Source organism: Quadrisphaera sp. DVD1 (genome assembly GCF_058932755.1).
This window is the reverse complement of the sequence record NZ_JBZYWI010000002.1, coordinates 34106-54133: the sequence shown is the minus strand read 5'-3', so window position 1 is coordinate 54133 and position 20028 is coordinate 34106. Positions and strand designations below refer to the sequence as shown.

Below are 20028 nucleotides of genomic sequence, written 5' to 3'. Positions count from 1 at the left end.
GCCGGGCCAGCTCGCGGGCCAGCTCCGCGGCGACCCGGGCCGGCGCGGAGGGGTCGGCGAAGGTGGCGGTGCCGACCTGCACGGCGCTGGCCCCGGCCGCGATCATCTGCAGCGCGTCGGCGCCGGAGGCCACGCCGCCCACGCCGACGATCGGCGCCCGCGGCAGGGCGCCGGCGCGCATCGCGGCGTGCAGCTGCCACACGCAGCGCACGGCGACCGGGCGGATCGCCGGGCCGGAGGTGCCGCCGGTGACGCCGGCCAGCTGCGGGCGCAGGGTGACGGGGTCGATGACCATGCCCAGCAGCGTGTTGATGGCGGTCAGTCCGCTCGCGCCGCCCTCGAGGCAGGCGCGCGCGACCGCAACGATGTCGGTGACGTCCGGGGAGAGCTTGGCGAGCACCGGCACGCCCGGGCGGGACGCCGCGGTGACGGCGGCGAGCACCTCGTGCGAGGCGCCGGGGTCGCAGGCGAAGACCAGCCCGCGCGAGGCCACGTTCGGGCAGGAGATGTTGACCTCGATGGCCGCCACGGCGTCCTCGTCGGCCAGGCGGGCGGCCAGGGCGGCGAACTCCTCCACGCTGCCGCCGGCGATCGAGACCACCGGCGTCGCGCCGGCCGCCGCGAGCGCCGGCAGGTCGACGGCGCAGAACGCCTCGACCCCCGGGCCCTGGAGCCCGATGGAGTTGAGCATCCCCGAGGGGGTCTCGGCCATCCGCGGCGTGGGGCGCCCGGAACGCGCGGAGAGCATCACGGACTTCGTGACGACGGCGCCCAGGGCCGCGAGGTCGAGGTAGGGGGCCAGCTCGGCGCCGGCGGCCGCGCAGCCCGACGCGGTCATCGTCGGCCCCCGCAGGGCCAGGCCGGCCAGCTCGGTGGACAGGTCCACGTCGCTCGGGTCGAGCACGGCCCCTCGGCCGTCCCCGCGCTCGCCCGCGGGCGTGGTCGCAGGGGCGCTCACGTCGGGTCCCCGACCGGTGCGGCGGCGGCCACCGGGGCGGGTGCGCCGACGGCGTCCTCGGGCACGCGGGCGCCGCGGGGGCCGATGGCGTCCCAGCGCAGCGCGTCGCCGGGGAACGTCGGGCCCTCGGTGCAGGTGCGCACCATCCGGGTGGCGCCGTCCTGCCCGCGCACGGGCAGCACGCAGGTCATGCAGACCCCGACCCCGCAGGCCATCGACTCCTCGACGGCCAGCCAGCTGCGCGCGCCGGCGGCGGCGCTGGTCTCGTGCACGGCCCGCAGCATCGGCATCGGGCCGCACGCGTAGACCACCGGGCTCCCGCCGCCGAGGTGGGCCGCGCGGTCGAGCACCTCGGGCAGGACGTCGGTGACCCGGCCGCGGGTGCCGGCCGAGCCGTCGTCGGTGGTCACCTCCACGGAGTCGGCGACGTCGTCGAGCGCGGTGCGGGCGTCGACGGCGCTGGTGCCCAGCAGCCGGTCGAGGGTGGCGGCGCCGAGGACGGCGTCCACCCGGCTGCCCCGGGCGCGCAGGGCGGTGGCCAGCCAGCCCAGGGGCGCGGCGCCGTACCCGCCGCCGACGAGCACGGCGGGGATGCCGGGCTCGGGCAGCGGGAACGGGCGGCCGAGCGGCGCGGTCACGGCGAGGCGCTGGCCCCGGCGCAGCGCGGTGATGAGCGCGGTGCCCGGTCCGGCCGCGGCGACGACGACCTCGAGGGTGCCCAGCTCGGCGTCCGCGCGGTGGAGGGAGAACGAGCGGCGCAGGAGCATCCCGGAGTCGCCGGTGCCGCAGGCCACGAAGTGGCCCGGCCGCGCGGCGCGGGCCGCGGCGGGGCTGTGCAGCACCAGGTGCGTGTAGGCCCCGACCGGCCGGGTCGCCAGGACCTCGGCGCGGTCCTGCACCGGCGCGGCGCCGCTCACACCGCCCCGCCCGAGGCGGCGGCGCCGGAGGCCGCGTGCAGCGCCGCGGCGTGCTCCTGCAGCGAGCGCACGCGCACGCCCTCCCCCGCCTCGGCCGCGGCGCGGGCGGCGTCGATGGCCTGCACCGCCGCGGCGAACTGCTGCACCGTGGTGACCAGCGGGGTGTCCACCGCGGCGGTCGCGGCGCGGATCTCGTAGCCGTCGGCGCGCCCGGCGGTGCCGGTCGGGGTGTTGAACACGAGGGCGACGTCGCCGGCGAGGATCTGCTGGACGATCGTCGGCTCGCCCGCCGGCCCGGCGCCGGCGCTGTGCTTGCGCACCACCGTGCTGCGGATGCCGTTGCGGCGCAGCGTGGCGGCGGTGCCCTCGGTGGCCAGCACCTCGAACCCCAGGTCGGTGAGGCGCTTGACCGGGAAGAGCATCGCGCGCTTGTCCGGGTCGGCCACGGAGACGAAGATCCGCCCGCTCGTGGGCAGGCCCCCGTACGCCGCCGCCTGGGACTTCGCGAAGGCCGAGGGGAAGTCGACGTCGATGCCCATGACCTCGCCCGTGGAGCGCATCTCCGGGCCGAGCAGGCTGTCGACGACCATGCCCTCCGGGGTGAGGAAGCGCTTGAACGGCAGCACCGCCTCCTTGACCGAGACCGGGGAGTCCGGCGGGAGGTCGCCGCCGTCGCCGCTGGCCCGCAGCATCCCCTCCGCGCGCAGCTCGGCGATCGTGGCGCCGACGGCGATCCGCGCGGCGGCCTTGGCCAGCGCGACCCCGGTGGCCTTGGCCACGAACGGCACGGTGCGGCTCGCCCGGGGGTTGGCCTCCAGCACGTAGAGGACGTCGGAGGCGAGGGCGAACTGGACGTTGAGCAGGCCGCGCACGCCCACGCCGCGGGCGATGGCCTCGGTGGAGGTGCGGACCCGGGCCAGCACCGAGGCGCCCAGGGTGGCCGGCGGGAGCACGCACGCGGAGTCACCGGAGTGCACGCCCGCCTCCTCGATGTGCTCCATGATCCCGCCGAGGTAGACCTGCTCGCCGTCGAAGAGGGCGTCGACGTCGATCTCCACCGCGTCGTCGAGGAAGCGGTCGATGAGCACCGGGTGGTCGGGGCTGGCCACGGTGGCGCGCTCGACGTACCCGGCGAGGCTCTCCTCGTCGTAGACGATCTGCATGCCGCGCCCGCCGAGCACGTACGAGGGGCGCACGAGCACCGGGTAGCCGATGTCGGCGGCGATCACCGTGGCCTCGGCGACGCTGGAGGCGGTGCCGAAGACCGGCGCCGGCAGGCCGGCCCGCGCCAGGACCTCGCCGAACGCGCCGCGGTCCTCGGCCAGGTCGATCGCGGCCGGGCTGGTGCCCAGCACCGGGATCCCCTCGGCCTGCAGCTGCGCGGCCAGGCCGAGCGGCGTCTGACCGCCCAGGGTCGCGATGACGCCGACGACCTCGCCGGAGCGGGCCTCGGCCGCGAGCACCTCGAGGACGTCCTCGAGGGTCAGCGGCTCGAAGTAGAGCCGGTCTGAGGTGTCGTAGTCGGTGGAGACGGTCTCGGGGTTGCAGTTGACCAGGACGGTCTCGTAGCCGGCCTCGCGCAGCGCCATCACGGCGTGGACGCAGGAGTAGTCGAACTCCACGCCCTGCCCGATCCGGTTCGGGCCCGAGCCGAGGACGACGACCTTGCGCCGCCCGGTGACCTCGACCTCGTCCTCCTCGTCGTAGGCGGAGTAGTGGTACGGCGTGGCCGCGGCGAACTCCGCGGCGCAGGTGTCGACGGTCTTGAACACCGGCCGCACCCCCAGCGCGTGGCGCAGCGCGCGCACCTGCGCCTCGGTGGGGGCGTCGGGCGCGTCGCGCCGCAGCGAGGCCAGCTGGGCGTCGGAGAAGCCCCAGCGCTTGGCCGTGCGCAGCAGGTCGGCGTCCAGCGCCTCGGCGGCGCGGACCTTCCCGGCGACCTCCTCGATGCCCACCATCTGGTCGAGGAACCACGGGTCGATGCCGGTGGCCTCGTGGGCCCGGGCCACGCCCGCGCCCCCGCGCAGCGCCTGCTGCACGGTGACCAGGCGCCCGTCGGTGGGGCGCCGCGCGACCTCGAGGAGGCGCTCGACCTCCTCGGGCGAGGGGTCGGGGCCCTCCCAGGAGAAGCTCGAGCCGCGCTGCTCGACCGAGCGCAGCGCCTTCTGCAGCGCCTCGGGGAAGCTGCGGCCGATCGCCATCGCCTCGCCGACGGACTTCATCGTCGTGGTCAGCGTCGTGTCGGCCGCGGGGAACTTCTCGAAGGCGAAGCGGGGCACCTTGACGACGACGTAGTCCAGCGACGGCTCGAAGCTGGCCGGCGTCTCCTGGGTGATGTCGTTGGGCACCTCGTCGAGCGTGTACCCGACCGCCAGGCGCGCGGCGATCTTCGCGATCGGGAACCCGGTGGCCTTCGAGGCCAGGGCCGAGGAGCGCGAGACCCGCGGGTTCATCTCGATGACGATGATCCGGCCGGTGCGCGGGTCGACCGCGAACTGGATGTTGCACCCGCCCGTGTCGACGCCGACCTCGCGGATCACCGCGATGCCGATGTCGCGCAGCCGCTGGTACTCGCGGTCGGTGAGCGTCATGGCCGGGGCGACGGTGATGGAGTCGCCGGTGTGCACGCCCATCGGGTCGAGGTTCTCGATCGAGCAGACGACGACCACGTTGTCGTGGCGGTCGCGCATGAGCTCGAGCTCGTACTCCTTCCAGCCGAGGATCGACTCCTCCAGGAGCACCTCGGTGGTGGGGCTCGCGTGCAGGCCGGCGCCGGCGATGCGGCGCAGCTCGGCCTCGTCGTGGGCGAAGCCCGAGCCGAGCCCGCCCATGGTGAAGCTGGGCCGCACGACCACGGGGTAGCCGAGCTCCTCGGCCACCTCCAGGCACTCCTCGATCGAGTGCGCGGTGCGCGAGCGCGCGCTCTCGGCGCCGCAGCGCTCGACGACGCCCTTGAACGCCTCGCGGTCCTCCCCCAGCTGGATCGCCGCGACGTTGGCGCCGATGAGCTCGACGCCGTGGCGCTCCAGCGCCCCGCTCTCGTGGAGGGCGATCGCGGTGTTCAGGGCGGTCTGCCCGCCGAGGGTGGCCAGCAGCGCGTCGGGGCGCTCCTTGGCGATGATCGCCTCGACCACCTCCGGGGTGATCGGCTCGACGTAGGTGGCGTCGGCCAGCTCGGGGTCGGTCATGATCGTCGCCGGGTTGGAGTTCACGAGGATCACGCGCAGGCCCTCGGCCCGCAGCACGCGGCAGGCCTGGGTGCCGGAGTAGTCGAACTCGGCGGCCTGCCCGATGACGATCGGCCCGGAGCCGATGACCATCACGCTGGCGATGTCGGTGCGGCGGGGCATCAGCCCTCCTGCTCTGCGTCGGACGTCGGGTCGGTCTGGGCGGCGGCGGACGGCGCCTCGCCGCGGACGCCGCTCGCGCGGGGGCCGTGCGGGGCGGTGACCAGGGGCGGCAGCGCCGCGCCCGGGTCGGTCATGAGCGTGACGAACCGGTCGAAGAGGTAGTTGGCGTCGTGCGGGCCGGCCGCCGCCTCGGGGTGGTACTGGACGCTGAACGCCGGCCGGTCGGCGACCCGCAGCCCCTCCACGACGTCGTCGTTGAGGCACACGTGGCTCACCTCGGCGAGGCCGAAGGGGGTCTCGACCGGGGCGTCCACCGGCGCGTCGACGGCGAAGCCGTGGTTGTGCGCGGTGACCTCCACCCGCCCGGTGGCGCGGTCGAGCACGGGCTGGTTGACCCCGCGGTGGCCGTAGCGCAGCTTGTACGTGCCGAGCCCGAGGGCGCGCCCCAGCAGCTGGTTGCCGTAGCAGATCCCGAAGAAGGGGATCCGGCGGTCGAGGACCTCGCGCAGCAGGCCGACCTCGTGCACCGCCGCGGCCGGGTCGCCCGGGCCGTTGGAGAAGAACACCCCGTCGGGGCCGACGGCCAGGAGGTCGTCCAGGGCCGCGGTGGCGGGCAGCACGTGGACGTCGATCCCGCGCTGGGCCAGCTGGTGCGGCGTCATGGACTTGATCCCGAGGTCCAGCGCGGCGACGGTGAGCCGGCGCTCGCCCACGGCCGGGACTAGGTACGGCTCGCTCGTGCTGACCTCGCCGGCCAGGTCGGTGCCGGCCATCGCGGGGGCGGAGCGCACGCGGGCCAGCAGCTCGTCGTGGGGCCGGGCGGCGTCGGCGCCGGAGAACACCCCCACCCTCATCGCGCCGCGCTCGCGGAGGTGGCGGGTCAGTGCCCGGGTGTCGACCCCGCTGATGCCCACCACGCCCTGGTCGGCGAGCTCGTCGGCCAGCTCGCGCTGCGAGCGCCAGCTGCTGGCCCGGCGGGCGGGGTCGCGCACGACGTAGCCGGCGACCCAGATCCTCGAGGACTCGTCGTCCTCGTCGTTCCAGCCGGTGTTGCCCACGTGCGGGGCGGTCATGACGACCACCTGCCGGTGGTAGCTGGGGTCGGTGAGGGTCTCCTGGTAGCCGGTCATCGCGGTGCAGAACACCGCCTCGCCGACGGTGGTGCCGCGGGCGCCGTAGGCGGCGCCCGCGAAGGTCCGCCCGTCCTCCAGGACGAGGACCGCGGCCTCGCTCCCGCCCGCCCCCGTGCTGCCCGTGCTGCTCGTCGTGCTCACGCCGCTCCCTCTCCCGAACCCACCAGGCCGCTGACGGCGGTGACCAGCCGGTCGGCGTCCGCCCGCCGGCGGCAGCGCACCGCCGTGTCGAGCTCGGCCTCCCCGAGCTGCCACGTCACCACCACGAGACCCTCCTCCTCCACCGTGAACTTCCCGACCGCCCCGCGCTGGCGGCGCACCGCTCGCAGGTCCGCGCGCGGCACCCGGAACGAGGGCGCCCCGCCGCGCTCGACCACGAGGCCGGTGGCGTCGAGGCCGACGGCGACCGCGCTGCGCGCGCCCAGGCCGTGGGCCACCACCCGCTCGAACGGCCGGCCGGCCCAGGTGGTGGACACGTAGGTGCCCTCCACCGGCTCCAGCGCCCAGGCGCCGTCCGGCTCCGACGGTGCGGGTGCCGGGGCGGGCAGGCCCGCCTGCTCGCCGCCGCGGCGGCGCCAGCCGCGCCACATCAGCCACCAGGCCACCGGCACGAGCGCGAGCATCGCGACGCCGGCGATCACCCGTTCCACGGGTCACCGCCCGAGCCGGGTGCGCGGCGCGGCTGCGCCAGCTGCCCGTCGAGGACGGTGGCGTGGCCGCGCCAGAAGGTGGCCACGACCGCGCCGGGCAGCTCGGTGCCCGCGAAGGGGCTGTTGCGCCCGCGGGTGGCCATCGCGGCGGGGTCGACCGTCCAGCGCGCGGCGGGGTCGACGAGGACGACGCTGCCCGGCTCGCCCGCGGCGAGCGGGCGCCCCTGGTCCGCCACGCGGCCGATCCTGGCCGGTGCCGCCGACAGCACGCGCGCCACCCCGGCCCAGTCCAGGTGGCCGGTCTCGACGAGGGCGTGCTGGACGACGCTGAGCGCGGTCTCCAGCCCGGTCATCCCCATCGCCGCGGCGGCCCACTCGCAGTCCTTGTCCTCGACCGGGTGGGGGGCGTGGTCGGTGGCGACGGCGTCGATGGTGCCGTCCGCCACGGCCTCGCGCAGCGCCTGGACGTCCTCCGCGGAGCGCAGCGGCGGGTTGACCTTGAAGACCGGGTCGTAGCCGCGCACGGACTCGTCGGTGAGCAGCAGGTGGTGCGGGGTGACCTCGGCGGTGACGTCGGTGCCGCGGGCCTTCGCCCAGCGGATCAGCTCGACGCTGCCGGCCGTGGAGACGTGGCAGACGTGCAGGCGGGAACCGACGTGCGCGGCGAGCAGCACGTCGCGGGCGATGATCGCCTCCTCGGCCACGGCGGGCCAGCCGCGCAGGCCCAGGACGCCGGACAGCGCGCCCTCGTGCATCTGCGCGCCCTCGGTCAGCCGGGGCTCCTGGGCGTGCTGGGCCACCACCCCGTCGAAGGCCTTGACGTACTCCAGCGCGCGGCGCATGAGCACGGCGTCGTGGACGCACCTCCCGTCGTCGGAGAAGACCCGGACGCCGGCGGCGGAGTCGGCCATCGCGCCCAGCTCGGCCAGGCGCTGGCCCTCCAGGCCGATGGTCACGGCACCGACCGGGCGGACGTCGACCCAGCCGGCGGCGCGGCCCAGGCGCCAGACCTGCTCCACGACCCCCGCGGTGTCGGCGACCGGAGCGGTGTTGGCCATGGCGTGCACGGCCGTGAACCCGCCCCGGGCGGCGGCGCGGGTGCCGGACTCGACCGTCTCGGCGTCCTCGCGCCCGGGCTCGCGCAGGTGCGTGTGCAGGTCGACCAGGCCCGGCAGGGCGACCAGCCCGTCGGCGTCCACGACCACCGCCCCGCTGGTGTCGCCGGTGCCCGCGGGCGCCACCTCGGCGATCGTCCCGCCGCGCAGGACGACGTCGGCGGGCTCCCCGCCGATCGGGCGGGCCCCGCGCAGCACGTACGCGGTGGTCTCGGTGGTCATGCGTCCTCCCCGGCGAGCAGCAGGTACAGGGCGGCCATCCGGACCGCGACCCCGTTGGAGACCTGCTCCACGATCCGGGAGCGGGTGCCGTCGGCGGCCTCGGCGGTGATCTCCAGGCCGCGGTTCATCGGCCCGGGGTGCAGCAGGACGGCGTGGTCGGGCAGCAGCGCGAGCCGCCGCGCGTCCAGGCCGTAGCGGCGGGAGTACTCCCGCGCGGAGGGGAAGAAGGCGGCGTCCATGCGCTCGAGCTGCACCCGCAGCGCCATCACGGCGTCGAGGCCCTCGAGCGCGCCGTCGAGGTCGTAGGAGACCCGGCACGGCCACGACTCCACGCCCACCGGCAGCAGCGTGGGCGGGGCGACGAGCGTGACGTCGGCGCCGAGGGTGTGCAGCAGCAGGACGTCGGAGCGGGCGACCCGGCTGTGCAGCACGTCGCCGACGATGCCGACCCGCAGGCCCGCGAGGTCGGCGCCGGTCGCGGGCCCTCCCCCGCCGACGAGGTGGCGGCGCAGGGTGAAGGCGTCGAGCAGGGCCTGCGTGGGGTGCTCGTGGGTGCCGTCGCCGGCGTTGAGGACGGCGCTGCGCGTCCAGCCCGCGCGGGCCAGGCGGTGCGGGGCGCCCGACGCCGGGTGGCGCACGACGACGGCGTCCGCGCCCATCGCCTCCAGGGTCAGCGCGGTGTCCTTGAGGCTCTCGCCCTTGGAGACGCTCGAGCCCTTGGCGCTGAAGGTGATGACGTCGGCCGACAGCCGCTTGGCGGCCGCCTCGAAGGAGATGCGGGTGCGGGTGGAGTCCTCGAAGAAGAGGTTGACCACCGTGCGCCCGCGCAGGGCCGGTAACTTCTTGATCTCGCGCTGCTGGGTGCCGGCCATCTGCTCGGCGACGTCGAGGACCTGCACGGCCTCGTCGCGGGAGAGGTCGGCGGCGGAGAGCAGGTGCTTCACGACAGCGCCCCGGGGGCGCCGGGCGCCTCGGGCGCCTCAGGCGCCTCGATGAGGACGGCGTCGCGCCCGTCGGTCTCCTCGAGCAGCACGCGCACCCGCTCGGCGGCCGCCGTCGGGAGGTTCTTGCCCACGTGGTCGGCGCGGATCGGCAGCTCGCGGTGGCCGCGGTCGACGAGGACGGCGAGGCGGACGGCGCGGGGGCGGCCCAGGTCGTTGAGGGCGTCCAGCGCGGCCCGCACGGTGCGGCCGGAGAAGAGCACGTCGTCGACGAGGACGACGATCCTGTCGTCCACGCCGCCGGGGGGCAGCGCGGTGGGCAGCAGCGTGCGCGCGGGCTGGCGGCGCAGGTCGTCGCGGTACATCGTCACGTCGAGGGAGCCGGCGATCGCCGCGGCGTCCACGCCGGGCTCGACCGCGGCGATCCGCTCGGCCAGGCGGCGGGCGAGGTGCACGCCGCGGCGGGGGACGCCCAGCAGCACCAGGCCCTCGGGGCCGTGGTTGCGCTCGAGCAGCTCGTGGGCGATGCGGGTGAGCGCGCGGGAGACCTCCGGCGCTTCCAGCACCGGGCGCAGTGACGCCATCTGGCGACTCCTTCCCCGCCTCACAGGACGGAGGTTGAAGGACGTCGAACGGCGCTCAGGCTACTGCACCGGCTCGGGGGCCCCCGTGGACGGGCCTGGGCGTGCTGGGCCCGCGACGCAGAGCCACCAGCTCGCACCGAGCGTGGGCACTAGTCACTCTGGGTGACTCAACTCACGCGGTGACCCGCGGTGCAGTTGACTCCGGGGTGACTCTTCGTGACGATCATCGAGGATCTTCTGTGCACCATCATCGAGGAATGGGGGTCGGCCGTGGCTGAAGAGGGCACTGGCTACGCCAAGGCGCTGGGCGGGAGGCTGCGCGCCATCCGCACCCAGCAGGGCCTGTCGCTGCAGGGCGTGGAGCAGCGCTCCGGCGGGCAGTGGAAGGCGGTCGTGGTCGGCTCCTACGAGCGGGGCGACCGGGCGGTGACCGTGCAGCGGCTGGCGGAGCTGGCCGACTTCTACGGGGTGCCGGTCTCGGCGCTGCTCCCGGACTCCGGCCCGATCGGCCACAGCGAGCCGCCGCCGAAGCTCGTGCTCGACCTCGAGCAGCTGCAGTCGGTGCCGAGCGAGAAGGCCGGTCCGCTGGCCCGCTACGCGGCCACGATCCAGAGCCAGCGCGGGGACTACAACGGCAAGGTGCTCTCCATCCGCGCCGACGACCTGCGCGCGCTGGCGGTCATCTACGACCTGCCGCCGTCGGAGCTGGCCGAGGAGCTCATCAGCTGGGGCGTGCTCGACCCGGACGCGCGCCGCGCCGTCCGGATCGCCGGGGACCTGACCCCCAGCTGACCCCGACCCGCCTCACGAGGAAGGCCCCCGCACCAGTCCGGTGCGGGGGCCTTCCTCGTGCGCGCGACGTCAGTCGACCAGGCTCGGCTTGAGGCTCAGCAGCCGGCCCAGCAGGCCGTTGACGAACGCGGCCGAGTCGTCGGTGGACAGGTCCTTGGCGAGGCCCACCGCCTCGTCGACGGCCACGGCGTCCGGGACCTCGTCGGCCCACAGCAGCTCGAAGGCGCCGATGCGCAGGAGGTTGCGGTCGACCGCCGGCATCCGGTCCAGCGTCCAGCCCTGGGAGTAGGTGGACAGCAGCTCGTCGATGCGCTCGCGGTGGGCCTGCACGCCCTCGACCAGCGCGACGGAGTACTCCGGCACCGGGACGTGGCCGCTGGCGAGGCGCTCCCCCGCGAGGGTCAGCGGGTCCAGGGACCGCTGCTCGGCCTCGAAGAGGATGTCCAGCGCCCGCTTGCGGGCCTTGGTGCGGGCAGCCACTAGTTGACGCGACCCAGGTAGTCGCCGGTGCGGGTGTCGACCTTGATCTTCACGCCCTGGTCGAGGAAGAGCGGCACCTGGACCTGGTAGCCGGTCTCGACGGTCGCCGGCTTGGTGCCGCCGGTGGAGCGGTCGCCCTGCAGGCCCGGCTCGGTGTAGGTGACCTCGAGGACCACGGAGGTCGGCAGCTCGACGTACAGCGGCGTGCCCTCGTGCAGCGCGACGGTCACGTCGGTGCTCTCGAGCATGAAGTTCTTGGCGTCGCCCACGGTGGCCTCGGGCACGTTGATCTGGTCGTAGGTGCTCGAGTCCATGAAGACGAAGTCGTCGCCGTCGCGGTAGAGGTACTGCATGTCGCGCTTGTCGACGGTGGCCGTCTCGACCTTCGTCCCCGCGTTGAACGTGCGGTCCACGACCTTGCCGGAGAGCACGCTCTTGAGCTTGGTGCGCACGAAGGCGCCGCCCTTGCCGGGCTTCACGTGCTGGAAGTCGATGACCGACCACAGCTGGTTGTCCAGGTTCAGCACCAGGCCGTTCTTCAGGTCGTTCGTGCTCGCCACGTCGCAGGTCCTTCTCGTCGTCGGTTCGGGCACCCGCGGGGCGGGCGGTGATCGTCGCTCCCGGGCCGCGGGTGGTCAGCAGCGCACGGGATCGCCGCCCATCCTAGCCGAGCGGGCGGGAGGCGCTCCTCCGCGCGGGCGGCGGACCTCCCCCTCGCCTGCGATGGCGCGGGGCGTTCCCGTGCCCGTCTGGAGGGCACAGGGCCGCCCCGTGCTCACCCGCAACGGGCACAGATCCACCCACTGCGGTGCCGAGCTGGGGTCAACCGGCGAGGACGCCGTCCACCAGCGCGCTCCGCCCGGCCGGGACCTCGACCGGGGACGCCCAGCCGCGCGGATCCGGCCGGTTCGCGCGGCAGCGCGTCCCCACTCGCGCCGGTGCGCCTCCCCCGCGATGGCGCGGGGCGTTCCCCGTGCCCGTCTGGAGGGCACAGGGCCGCCCCGTGCTCACCCGCAACGGGCACAGATCCACCCACTGCGGTGCCGAGCCGGAGTCAACCCGCGAGGACGCCGTCCACCAGCGCGCTCCGCCCGGCCAAGACCTCGACCGGGATCGGCGCCGACACGACCTGCGCCTCACCGTCGATGGGCAGCCACGCGCCGCCCGCGACGGAGTACTCACCGCTGTAGTGGGTGGTCAGGGTGACCTCGTACGCGCCGGGCGCGCTGTAGGCGTGCGTCAGCCGCAGGTCCGGGTATGGCGCGCCCGGGTCGGTGGTCGGCCCCAGGGACGCCCCGTCGCCGAAGCTCCACGAGAACCGCTCCGGCACGGCCCGGACCCGCACGGGGAAGCCGACCACGACCGTGTCGAGCTCGACCGGCGCCGCGTCGGCGTAGACGTTGGTGCCCACGCCGACGAGCGCGTACCCGTTGTCGGGCTGCAGACGCGGGGTGCCCGACGGCAGAGGGAGGCGCTGGAGGTCGGCCTGCGTGAAGCCGGGGAACTCGGGCGCCGCAGCAGCCGCCTCGGCGGCGGTGAGGCAGCGGGTGTCGACCTGGTCCCACTGAGGGGGCTGGACGCCGGCCGGCGACCGGAAGAGCCAGTATTGGAAGTACCCGTCGGGGCAGGCCTGTGTGGCATTGACGCAAACATTGTCCAGCCCGCCGGCTTCGGGGGCGTTGCCCGAACAGGCGACAACATATTTGTATGCGTAGGCAGATTGTGCAGGCGAGGACACGCTGCCTGTCGCACTTCTACTCTGATCCAGGTGCAATTGACCACGGATCGCCGTTGCATCGTGATCAAAACGACCACTGAATTCGCCCGTACTGGGGGTGCTAACGAGCGCCATGGATGCGGCTATGAGCACAACGCGGCCCACCGCAAGCGACACTCCTACAAGCGCGCGCATTTACGTTCCAGATTGCGCGATGCCGAAGGCCACCCACCGGTCTTCGCGCCACTCTGCGAAGAACGTCGCACTAGCGGGGGGAGTTGCGGCGAAACGCTCCTGCACCTCACCGCTTGAATCGAGCACTTCGAAAGCGGCCTCCTCAAGGCGGAACTCCACCTCGACACCCGCTTCCCCCGGGGGTGGAGCCGCGCTACTCAAAATGTTCACATCGACTCCGCGGAAGGAGCCTCCTTCCGCGTGCGTACTGGTCACTCGATCAATGAAGCGACTACATGACGCGCAATCTTCGGAAGAAATGCTCTTAAGCTGCTGCGTGTCCCCAGACGCGTAGGCGTACTCCAGCACGGTGAACCAGTGGCGCACGAAGGCCTCCGCGCCGGCGGCCGTGCGCTCCGCGGCCTCGGGCGGCAGGGTCGGAGCCACCGCGGTGGGCGACGGGCTCGCCGTCACGGGCTCCGTCGGCGAGGCGCTGCTGGCGCTCGGGGACGGCACGGCGTCCGGCTCGTCGCCCGAGCAGGCGACCACGCCCAGCAGGCAGGCGGTGATCAGCCCCGCAGCCAGCGCTTCCCGCATGCCCGGACCCTAGCCAGGACTCCACCGCGCGGTCAGGCGAGGACGACCCGGCCTGTGGATGGGCGACCGCGCGGGTGAGCGCCGTCACCGAGCGCCCACCCCAGGTGACGCCCGGGACGAGGAGCGTCAGGCGGAGATCTCGGTGTAGGCGGCGACGAGCAGCGACGGGTCGGGGCCCTCGAGGCGACCGGGGCGGGCCAGGTCGTCGAGGACGACGAAGCGCAGCAGGTCGCCGCGGGTCTTCTTGTCCTTGCGCATGGCCTCGACGAGCTGGGGCCAGCGGTCGCCGCGGTAGGTCAGGGGAAGGCCCAGCGAGCCGAGGATCGAGCGGTGGCGGTCGGCGACCTCGTCGGACAGCCGGCCCGCGGCCCGCGCGAGCTCCGCGGCGAAGACCATCCCGATGCTCACCGCCGCGCCGTGGCGCCACTCGTAGCGCTCCACGAGCTCGACGGCGTGGGCCAGCGTGTGGCCGTAGTTGAGCACCTCGCGCAGCCCCGACTCGCGCAGGTCCTTCCCCACGACGTCAGCCTTGACGCGGATCGCCCGCTCGACGAGCTCGCGCACCACCGGGGCGTCCCAGGCGCGCACCGCCGCGGGGTCGGCCTCGATGAGGTCGAGGATCACCGGGTCGGCGATGAAGCCGCACTTGACCACCTCGGCCATGCCGGCGACGAGGTCGTTGACCGGCAGGGTCGCGAGCGCCCCCAGGTCGCACAGCACCCCCGCCGGCGGGTGGAAGGCCCCGACGAGGTTCTTGCCCTCGGAGGTGTTCAGCCCGGTCTTGCCGCCGACCGCGGCGTCGACCATCGCCAGCAGGGTCGTGGGCACGTGCACGACCCGGACGCCGCGCAGCCAGGTCGCGGCGACGAAGCCGGCGAGGTCGGTGACCGCTCCCCCGCCGACGCCGACGACGGCGTCCGAGCGCGTGAAGCCGGCCTGCCCAAGCACGCCCCAGCAGAACGCGGCGACCTCGGCGCGCTTGGCGTCCTCGCCGTCGGGAACCTCGGCCAGCAGCGCCTCGTACCCGGCGGCGACGAGGTCCTCGCGCACGGCCTCCCCGGTGGTGCGCAGCGCCCGGGGGTGCACGACGAGCACCCGCTGCACCTTCTCGCCGAGCATCGCGGGCAGCTCGCCCAGCAGCCCGGTGCCCACGAGCACGTCGTAGGGAGCGTCGCCCTCGACCCGGATCCTCGTCACGGCGTCCGCCGGTGCGCTCTCGACCACGGGAGGAGTCTAGGAGCGGCGACGGCGTCCGGTCGGACGAGCGGTGGCCGTCACAGGGGGACGCGCTCCTCGCGCCCGTCCGGCCAGCGGACGACGACGACCTCGCCGTCCTCCCCGCCCTCGACGCGGACGCCGACCTCGCGCCGCAGCGCCGCCGGGTCCACCGGCTCCCCCGACAGGACCACGGCCACCACGACCAGCGCGGACTCCGCGAGCGGCTCCGAGGTCAGCACGGGCACCCGGACGCCGCGGCCCAGGGCGTTCGGCGCGTGCTCGGCCACCGACGCCGACAGGTCTCCGCCCAGCGCGACGAGCCAGCTCCCCGTGCCGTCGGGCGCTTGGGCGGCGGCGACCCCGGCCTCTGCGCGCGGCCCTGGGGCCGTCGCACCGCTGAGCGCGTAGCCGGACACCTCCAGGCGCGCGCCCGCGGCGCCGATCACCCGCAGCACCCGCACCTCCACCGCGCCGTCCACGGCGGAGGCCATCCGCAGCACGGCGCCGGAGGCCGCCCCGTCGGTGCGGGAGCCGGCGGGCGCGAACCGGTGCGCGGACGCGATGGCGGTGGGGGCCAGCGCCGTGACGGAGGACCCGGCCCGCCACGACCGCTGGCCGTCCGGGCCCACGAGCACCGCGTCGCCGTCGGGCGTGCGCACCACGGCGGTGCCGTCGCTGCAGTCGGTCACCGGAGCGGTCGCGCTGGAGTACGCCAGGCGGGCGTAGTACGGGTCGTCGGGCCACGGCGCGCCCAGCTCGCGCTCCTGCAGCGGGCGCGCGCCGCTGGGGTCGAGCAGGCGCACGATCCCGTCCGAGCGCGTGCCCTGCACCAGCCAGCCCGGCACGGCGAGCGGGCGCACGACGTCGCCCTGCTCGACCGGCAGGTCGCGCTCCACCGCCGTCCACGCCGGGTGGTCCGGTGGCAGGAGCAGCCCGGCGAACGCCTTGCTCATCCAGTACGGCGAGGCCGGCCCCGAGTAGGGCTGCACCATCGGCAGGTGCTCCCCGTGCCAGCCCAGGGGCAGCGTCCCGCCGTCCAGGACCCCGGCGTCGACGAAGGAGCGCAGCACCCCGCTCGCCAGCCGCCGGGTCAGCCCCGGCTCCAGGGAGCCGGCCCCGACGAGCTCCGCCGCCCACAGCGGGGCCACGACCGCGGCTCGGTAGGTCATCGAGCGCCCCTGCTGCACCGGCGAGCCGTCCCCGCCCACGAGGTGGGCCAGGTCGTGCAGGTAGGGGCCCACCCGCTCGGCGAAGGCCGCGGCGCGCTCCGGAGCGCGCTGCGGGCCGACCATCCGCGACCACAGCAGCGGGTAGAAGTGCATCGCCCAGCCGTTGTAGGAGTCGAAGCGGCGGCCTCCGCTGCGGTCGCCGTCGGTGTACCAGCCCTGCCCGAGGTACCAGCCGTCGACGCGATCCAGCGCTGCGGCGACGCCCTCCGGGTCGCTCGGGCCGCCGACGGACTCCAGGAAGGTGAGCACCACGACCCGGAACATCACCCAGTTGTTGGGGTGGGTCTCGCAGTGCAGGAAGTCCGCCAGGTACCGGACCACGTCGGCCTGGACGCCGGCCGGCAGGGAGTCCCACAGCCAGGGGCGCGTCTCGTGCAGCGCGATCGCCACCGACGCCGCCTCCACCAGCGACTGGGACAGGTCCTCCAGCGGTGGCCACGCCTCCGGCCCGCCGGGGCGGACGCCGGCCGCCAGGCCGCGCGCGTAGCGCTCCACGAGCCTGCTGCGCACCGGCTCGGGGGCGTGCGGGATGCGGAAGGCGGCGAGCAGGAAGGTCCGCGCGAACCCCTCGAAGCCGTCGCTGCGCCTCCCGGCGCTGCTGGGCCGCGGACCGGGGAGGTCGTACAGCGCCCCGAGCGGGCTGGCGTGCGGCGCCACCCCCTCCAGCAGGGTGTCGGCGACCGCCTCCCAGTGCGCGCGCCCCCACCCGGTCCGGGGCGAGAGGACCCGGTCCTCGGGCACGTCGCGCACGTCCACTCAGCGGCCCTCGACGCCCTCGTCGGGGAGCAGGCTCGCCAGGCCCCCGCGCAGGTGGGCCAGGAACACCGGGTCGGAGTAGGCCCGCGGCTCGTGCCCGAGCGCGGTGCACCACGTGCGGCCGGCGCCGTAGGTGCCCGCCCACACGAGGGGGTGGTCCGCGCCCATCTTCCCGCCGGAGTAGGTGCGCTCGTCGACGGTGGCCAGCACCCGCACCCGCCCGCGCGGGTTGGTCGTGAAGTCGTACCACTCGTCGACCGGGCTCCAGCCGGCCGGCAGGCAGGCGGTCGAGGGGTGGTCGGCGTCCTCGACCACCACCGTCGCGGTCTGCAGCTCGGGGTGGCTGTCGAAGCGGGCGCCGACGATCCGCTCGAACTCCTGCCAGCTCGGCTCGGCCGTGGTGGCCGCGTGGACGCCGGCGAAGGCGCCGCCGCGGTGCAGCCACCCCCCGAGCGCCGTCCGCTGGTCGGCGTCCAGCACGTCACCGGAGGTGGAGAGCCAGACCACCAGCAGGACGCCGCCCAGCCGCTCCTCGGTGAAGACCGAGGGGTCCTCCGTGTGCTCGACGCCGAGGCCCCGCTCGGCGGCGAGCGCGGTGAGCGCCCGGACGCCGTCCGGGATGGACTCGTGGCGGTAGCCGGTGGTCCGCGTGAAGACGACCACCTCGGGAGCGCGCTCGGGCGCGTCGGCGGCGCTCACGGCAGGGCCGCCACGTCGAGGCGGCTGAGGTCGACGGGCCACCGCAGCGGCTCGCCCAGCGCGAGGCGCTCGAGCTCCTGGGCCATCATCGCGCCCATCCGCCGGCACTCGCGGCCCAGGGAGCCGGCGATGTGCGGGGTGATGACGACGTTGGGGAGCCCGCGCAGCGGCGCGTCCGGCGGCAGGGGCTCGGGCTCGGTGACGTCGAGCACCGCCTGCAGGTCGGGGCGCTCGGTGAGCACGCGCACGAGGTCGTCGGGCTGGACCACGGCGCCGCGGGCGGTGTTGAGCAGGGTGGCCCCGACCGGCATCGCGCGCAGGTGCGCGGCGGTGATCATCCCGCGGGTGCCCTCGTGCAGCGGGGCGTGGACGCTGACGACGTCGCAGGCGGCGAAGAGCTCCTCGAGCCCGACGAGGCGGACGCCGAGCTCGCGCGCGGCCGCCTCCGGCAGGTAGGGGTCGTAGGCGACCAGCTCCACCTCCGAGACCGCCAGCCGGCGGCAGACCTGCCGGCCCACCTCGCCCAGCCCGACCAGTCCGACGGTCGCGCCGTAGGTGCCCGGCACCGCGGCCAGCACGGCCGCCTCGCTCTGCGCGTCGGGGGCGCGCAGGAACGACCACAGTCGCTTGAGCGAGAAGTAGACGGCGGCCACGGTGTAGTCGGCGACCGGGACGGCGTTGCCCGCGACGGCGCTGGAGACGACGATCCCCCGCTCGACCAGCGCGTCGGTGACGAACCCCCGCACCGAGCCGGCGCCGTACAGGACGGCGCCCAGCCGCGGCGCCCGCGCCAGGAACGCCTCGTCCATCACCGGCGCGCCCCAGCCGGAGAGGACCACCTCGACGTCCGCGAGGGCGCTCGCGCCGCGGGCGGCCTCCTCGGCGGTGAGCACGGGCGGCTCGCCGTCGGTCCAGCGGCGCACCTGCGCGCGCTCATCGGGGCCGTAGATCTGGTTGAAGGCGTCGGCGCCGAGGACGTAGGCCGCCCGCAGCCGCCTCATGCCTGGGTGATCAGCTTGTGCGTGAGGTAGCCCGCGACCGCCTCGGGGCCGCCCTCGGAGCCGTAGCCGCTCTCCTTGACGCCGCCGAAGAAGGTGTCCACCCCGCCCAGGTTGAAGGCGTTGACCGAGACCATGCCGGCCTCGAGGGCCGCGGGGACCTGCGCCGCGGTGGTCAGCGAGCCCGTGAAGACGTAGGAGCCCAGGCCGAACGGCAGCCGGTTGGCCGCGGCGACGACCTCCTCGGTGGAGGAGAACGTCGAGGTGACGGCGATCGGCCCGAACGGCTCCTCATTCATGAGCATCGCCTCCTCCGGGACGCCGGCGAGCACCGTCGGCTGCCAGAAGTACCCCTCGCCCGGCACGGCCGCACCGCCGACGAGCAGCTCCGCCCCCATGCCGACGGCGTCGGTGACCAGGCGCTCCATGGCCGCGATCCGGCGCGTGTTGGCCAGCGGCCCCACCTGGGTCTGCGGGTCCAGGGGGTCGCCCACCCGCAGGGCCGCCGTCAGCTCCGCGAACCGGGCGACGAAGGCGTCGTGCACCCGCTCGTGGACGTAGAACCGCGCCGGCGAGCCGCAGGACTGGCCGTTGTTGTGGAACTTGCTGCCGACCGCCGCGGTGGCGACCGCCTCGACGTCGACGTCGTCGAAGACGAGCACCGGCGCGTGCCCGCCGAGCTCGAGCATCGAGGGCTTGACGCCCTCGCTGGCCAGGGCCGCGATCTGCTTGCCCACCGGGGTCGACCCGGTGAAGGTCACCTTGCGGATGATCGGCGAGCGGATCAGGTGCGTGGAGATGTGGGCCGGGTCGCCGAAGACCATGCCGAGGACGCCGGCCGGCAGCCCGGCGTCCACGAGGGCCCGGGCCAGCTCCAGGGCGGTGGCCGGGGTCTCCTCGGCGGGCTTGATGACCATGGTGCACCCGGCCGCGAGGGCCGCCGCGATCTTGCGGGCGGGCACGGTGAGCGGGTAGTTCCACGGCGTGAAGGCGGCGACCGGGCCGATCGGCTCGCTGAGCACCACGGTCCGGCTCCCCAGCCCGCCGGTGGGCACCACCTTCCCGAAGGTGCGGAAGGCCTCACCGGCGAGGAAGCGGACGATCCCGGCGGTGAACGACACCTCGCCCCTGGCCTCGGCGAGGGTCTTGCCCTCCTCCACGGCCATCATCCAGGCGATGCTCTCCAGCCGGTCCTCGAGCAGGCCGGCGGCGCGCTCGAGGACCGCCGCCCGCTCGCTCGGGGGCGTGGCGCGCCACTCGGGGAAGGTGCGGGCCGCCGCCTGCAGCGCCCGGTCCAGGTCTGCGGTCGTCGCCTTGGGCACGCCCCCGAGGGAGCGCCCGGTCGTGGGGTTGACGACGTCCACGACGTCCCGCTCGTCGGCGCCGATCCACTCGCCGTCGATGAGCAGGGCCAGCTCGCGGTAGCCCTCGGCCGAGGTCTGCATGGGGTCCTCCCGTGGCCGCCCGGCTGCGGTACCGGGCCGATCAGGAGCCCGAC

The 20028-nt window shown here is 75.1% G+C and carries 18 protein-coding genes; 1 reads left to right on the top strand and 17 read right to left on the bottom strand.

Annotated features, from left to right (window positions below; genetic code table 11):
• The 8 genes from AC5FZL_RS00585 to pyrR all read right to left on the bottom strand — a co-directional run.
• Positions 1–958: dihydroorotate dehydrogenase (locus AC5FZL_RS00585; RefSeq protein ID WP_493616614.1), on the bottom strand; the 958-nt coding region annotated here is incomplete at its 3' end.
• Positions 955–1875: a dihydroorotate dehydrogenase electron transfer subunit gene (locus tag AC5FZL_RS00580; RefSeq protein WP_493616613.1), complete on the bottom strand. Its 921-nt coding sequence runs from the start codon at positions 1873–1875 to the stop codon at positions 955–957. The genes AC5FZL_RS00580 and AC5FZL_RS00585, both read right to left, overlap by 4 nt.
• Entirely contained in the window at positions 1872–5225 is a 3354-nt protein-coding gene (carB, locus tag AC5FZL_RS00575; protein ID WP_493616612.1) for a carbamoyl-phosphate synthase large subunit, read from the bottom strand. The genes AC5FZL_RS00580 and carB overlap by 4 nt, the downstream gene beginning before the upstream one ends.
• Entirely contained in the window at positions 5225–6499 is a 1275-nt protein-coding gene (gene carA / locus AC5FZL_RS00570) for a glutamine-hydrolyzing carbamoyl-phosphate synthase small subunit (protein WP_493616611.1), read from the bottom strand. Before carA ends, carB begins: the two co-directional genes overlap by 1 nt.
• Complete coding sequence (locus AC5FZL_RS00565; RefSeq protein ID WP_493616610.1) at positions 6496–7008, bottom strand: PH-like domain-containing protein; 513 nt, start codon at positions 7006–7008, stop codon at positions 6496–6498. The genes carA and AC5FZL_RS00565 overlap by 4 nt, the downstream gene beginning before the upstream one ends.
• Positions 6996–8345 carry a dihydroorotase gene (locus AC5FZL_RS00560; protein WP_493616609.1) on the bottom strand — a complete coding sequence of 450 codons (1350 nt, stop codon included), beginning with the start codon at positions 8343–8345 and terminating at the stop codon, positions 6996–6998. The genes AC5FZL_RS00565 and AC5FZL_RS00560 overlap by 13 nt, the downstream gene beginning before the upstream one ends.
• Entirely contained in the window at positions 8342–9289 is a 948-nt protein-coding gene (locus tag AC5FZL_RS00555) for an aspartate carbamoyltransferase catalytic subunit (protein WP_493616608.1), read from the bottom strand. Before AC5FZL_RS00555 ends, AC5FZL_RS00560 begins: the two co-directional genes overlap by 4 nt.
• A complete protein-coding gene (pyrR, locus tag AC5FZL_RS00550; protein WP_493616607.1) occupies positions 9286–9870 on the bottom strand; it encodes a bifunctional pyr operon transcriptional regulator/uracil phosphoribosyltransferase PyrR in 585 nt (194 codons plus the stop codon). The genes AC5FZL_RS00555 and pyrR overlap by 4 nt, the downstream gene beginning before the upstream one ends.
• Positions 9871–10140: 270 nt before the next feature.
• Here pyrR and bldD point away from each other — a divergent pair, with 270 nt between their 5' ends.
• Positions 10141–10662 (top strand): transcriptional regulator BldD, encoded by a 522-nt coding sequence (gene bldD / locus AC5FZL_RS00545; protein ID WP_493616615.1) that lies wholly within the window; start codon positions 10141–10143, stop codon positions 10660–10662.
• 69 nt (positions 10663–10731) lie between these two features.
• Here the strand turns inward: bldD and nusB are convergent, their stop codons facing one another.
• From nusB to AC5FZL_RS00500, 9 genes are all read right to left on the bottom strand, one after another.
• Positions 10732–11142, bottom strand: a complete 411-nt coding sequence (nusB, locus tag AC5FZL_RS00540) for a transcription antitermination factor NusB (protein WP_493616606.1) — start codon at positions 11140–11142, stop codon at positions 10732–10734.
• Positions 11142–11702, bottom strand: coding sequence for an elongation factor P (gene efp / locus AC5FZL_RS00535; protein WP_493616605.1), 561 nt, complete (start codon positions 11700–11702; stop codon positions 11142–11144). The genes nusB and efp overlap by 1 nt, the downstream gene beginning before the upstream one ends.
• A gap of 494 nt (positions 11703–12196) precedes the next feature.
• Positions 12197–12880 carry a PKD domain-containing protein gene (locus tag AC5FZL_RS00530; RefSeq protein ID WP_493616604.1) on the bottom strand — a complete coding sequence of 228 codons (684 nt, stop codon included), beginning with the start codon at positions 12878–12880 and terminating at the stop codon, positions 12197–12199.
• A 174-nt stretch (positions 12881–13054) separates the two neighbouring features.
• Positions 13055–13630, bottom strand: a complete 576-nt coding sequence (locus AC5FZL_RS00525; RefSeq protein ID WP_493616603.1) for a DUF6318 family protein — start codon at positions 13628–13630, stop codon at positions 13055–13057.
• Positions 13631–13756: 126 nt separating this feature from the next.
• On the bottom strand, positions 13757–14854 hold the full coding sequence (aroB, locus tag AC5FZL_RS00520; RefSeq protein ID WP_493616602.1) for a 3-dehydroquinate synthase: 1098 nt from the start codon (positions 14852–14854) through the stop codon (positions 13757–13759).
• A gap of 50 nt (positions 14855–14904) precedes the next feature.
• Positions 14905–16833, bottom strand: a complete 1929-nt coding sequence (locus AC5FZL_RS00515) for a DUF2264 domain-containing protein (RefSeq protein WP_493616601.1) — start codon at positions 16831–16833, stop codon at positions 14905–14907.
• Positions 16834–17532, bottom strand: a complete 699-nt coding sequence (locus AC5FZL_RS00510) for a ThuA domain-containing protein (RefSeq protein WP_493616600.1) — start codon at positions 17530–17532, stop codon at positions 16834–16836.
• On the bottom strand, positions 17529–18533 hold the full coding sequence (locus tag AC5FZL_RS00505; RefSeq protein ID WP_493616599.1) for a hydroxyacid dehydrogenase: 1005 nt from the start codon (positions 18531–18533) through the stop codon (positions 17529–17531). Before AC5FZL_RS00505 ends, AC5FZL_RS00510 begins: the two co-directional genes overlap by 4 nt.
• Positions 18530–19975 (bottom strand): NAD-dependent succinate-semialdehyde dehydrogenase, encoded by a 1446-nt coding sequence (locus AC5FZL_RS00500; protein WP_493616598.1) that lies wholly within the window; start codon positions 19973–19975, stop codon positions 18530–18532. Before AC5FZL_RS00500 ends, AC5FZL_RS00505 begins: the two co-directional genes overlap by 4 nt.
• Positions 19976–20028 lie beyond the last annotated feature (53 nt).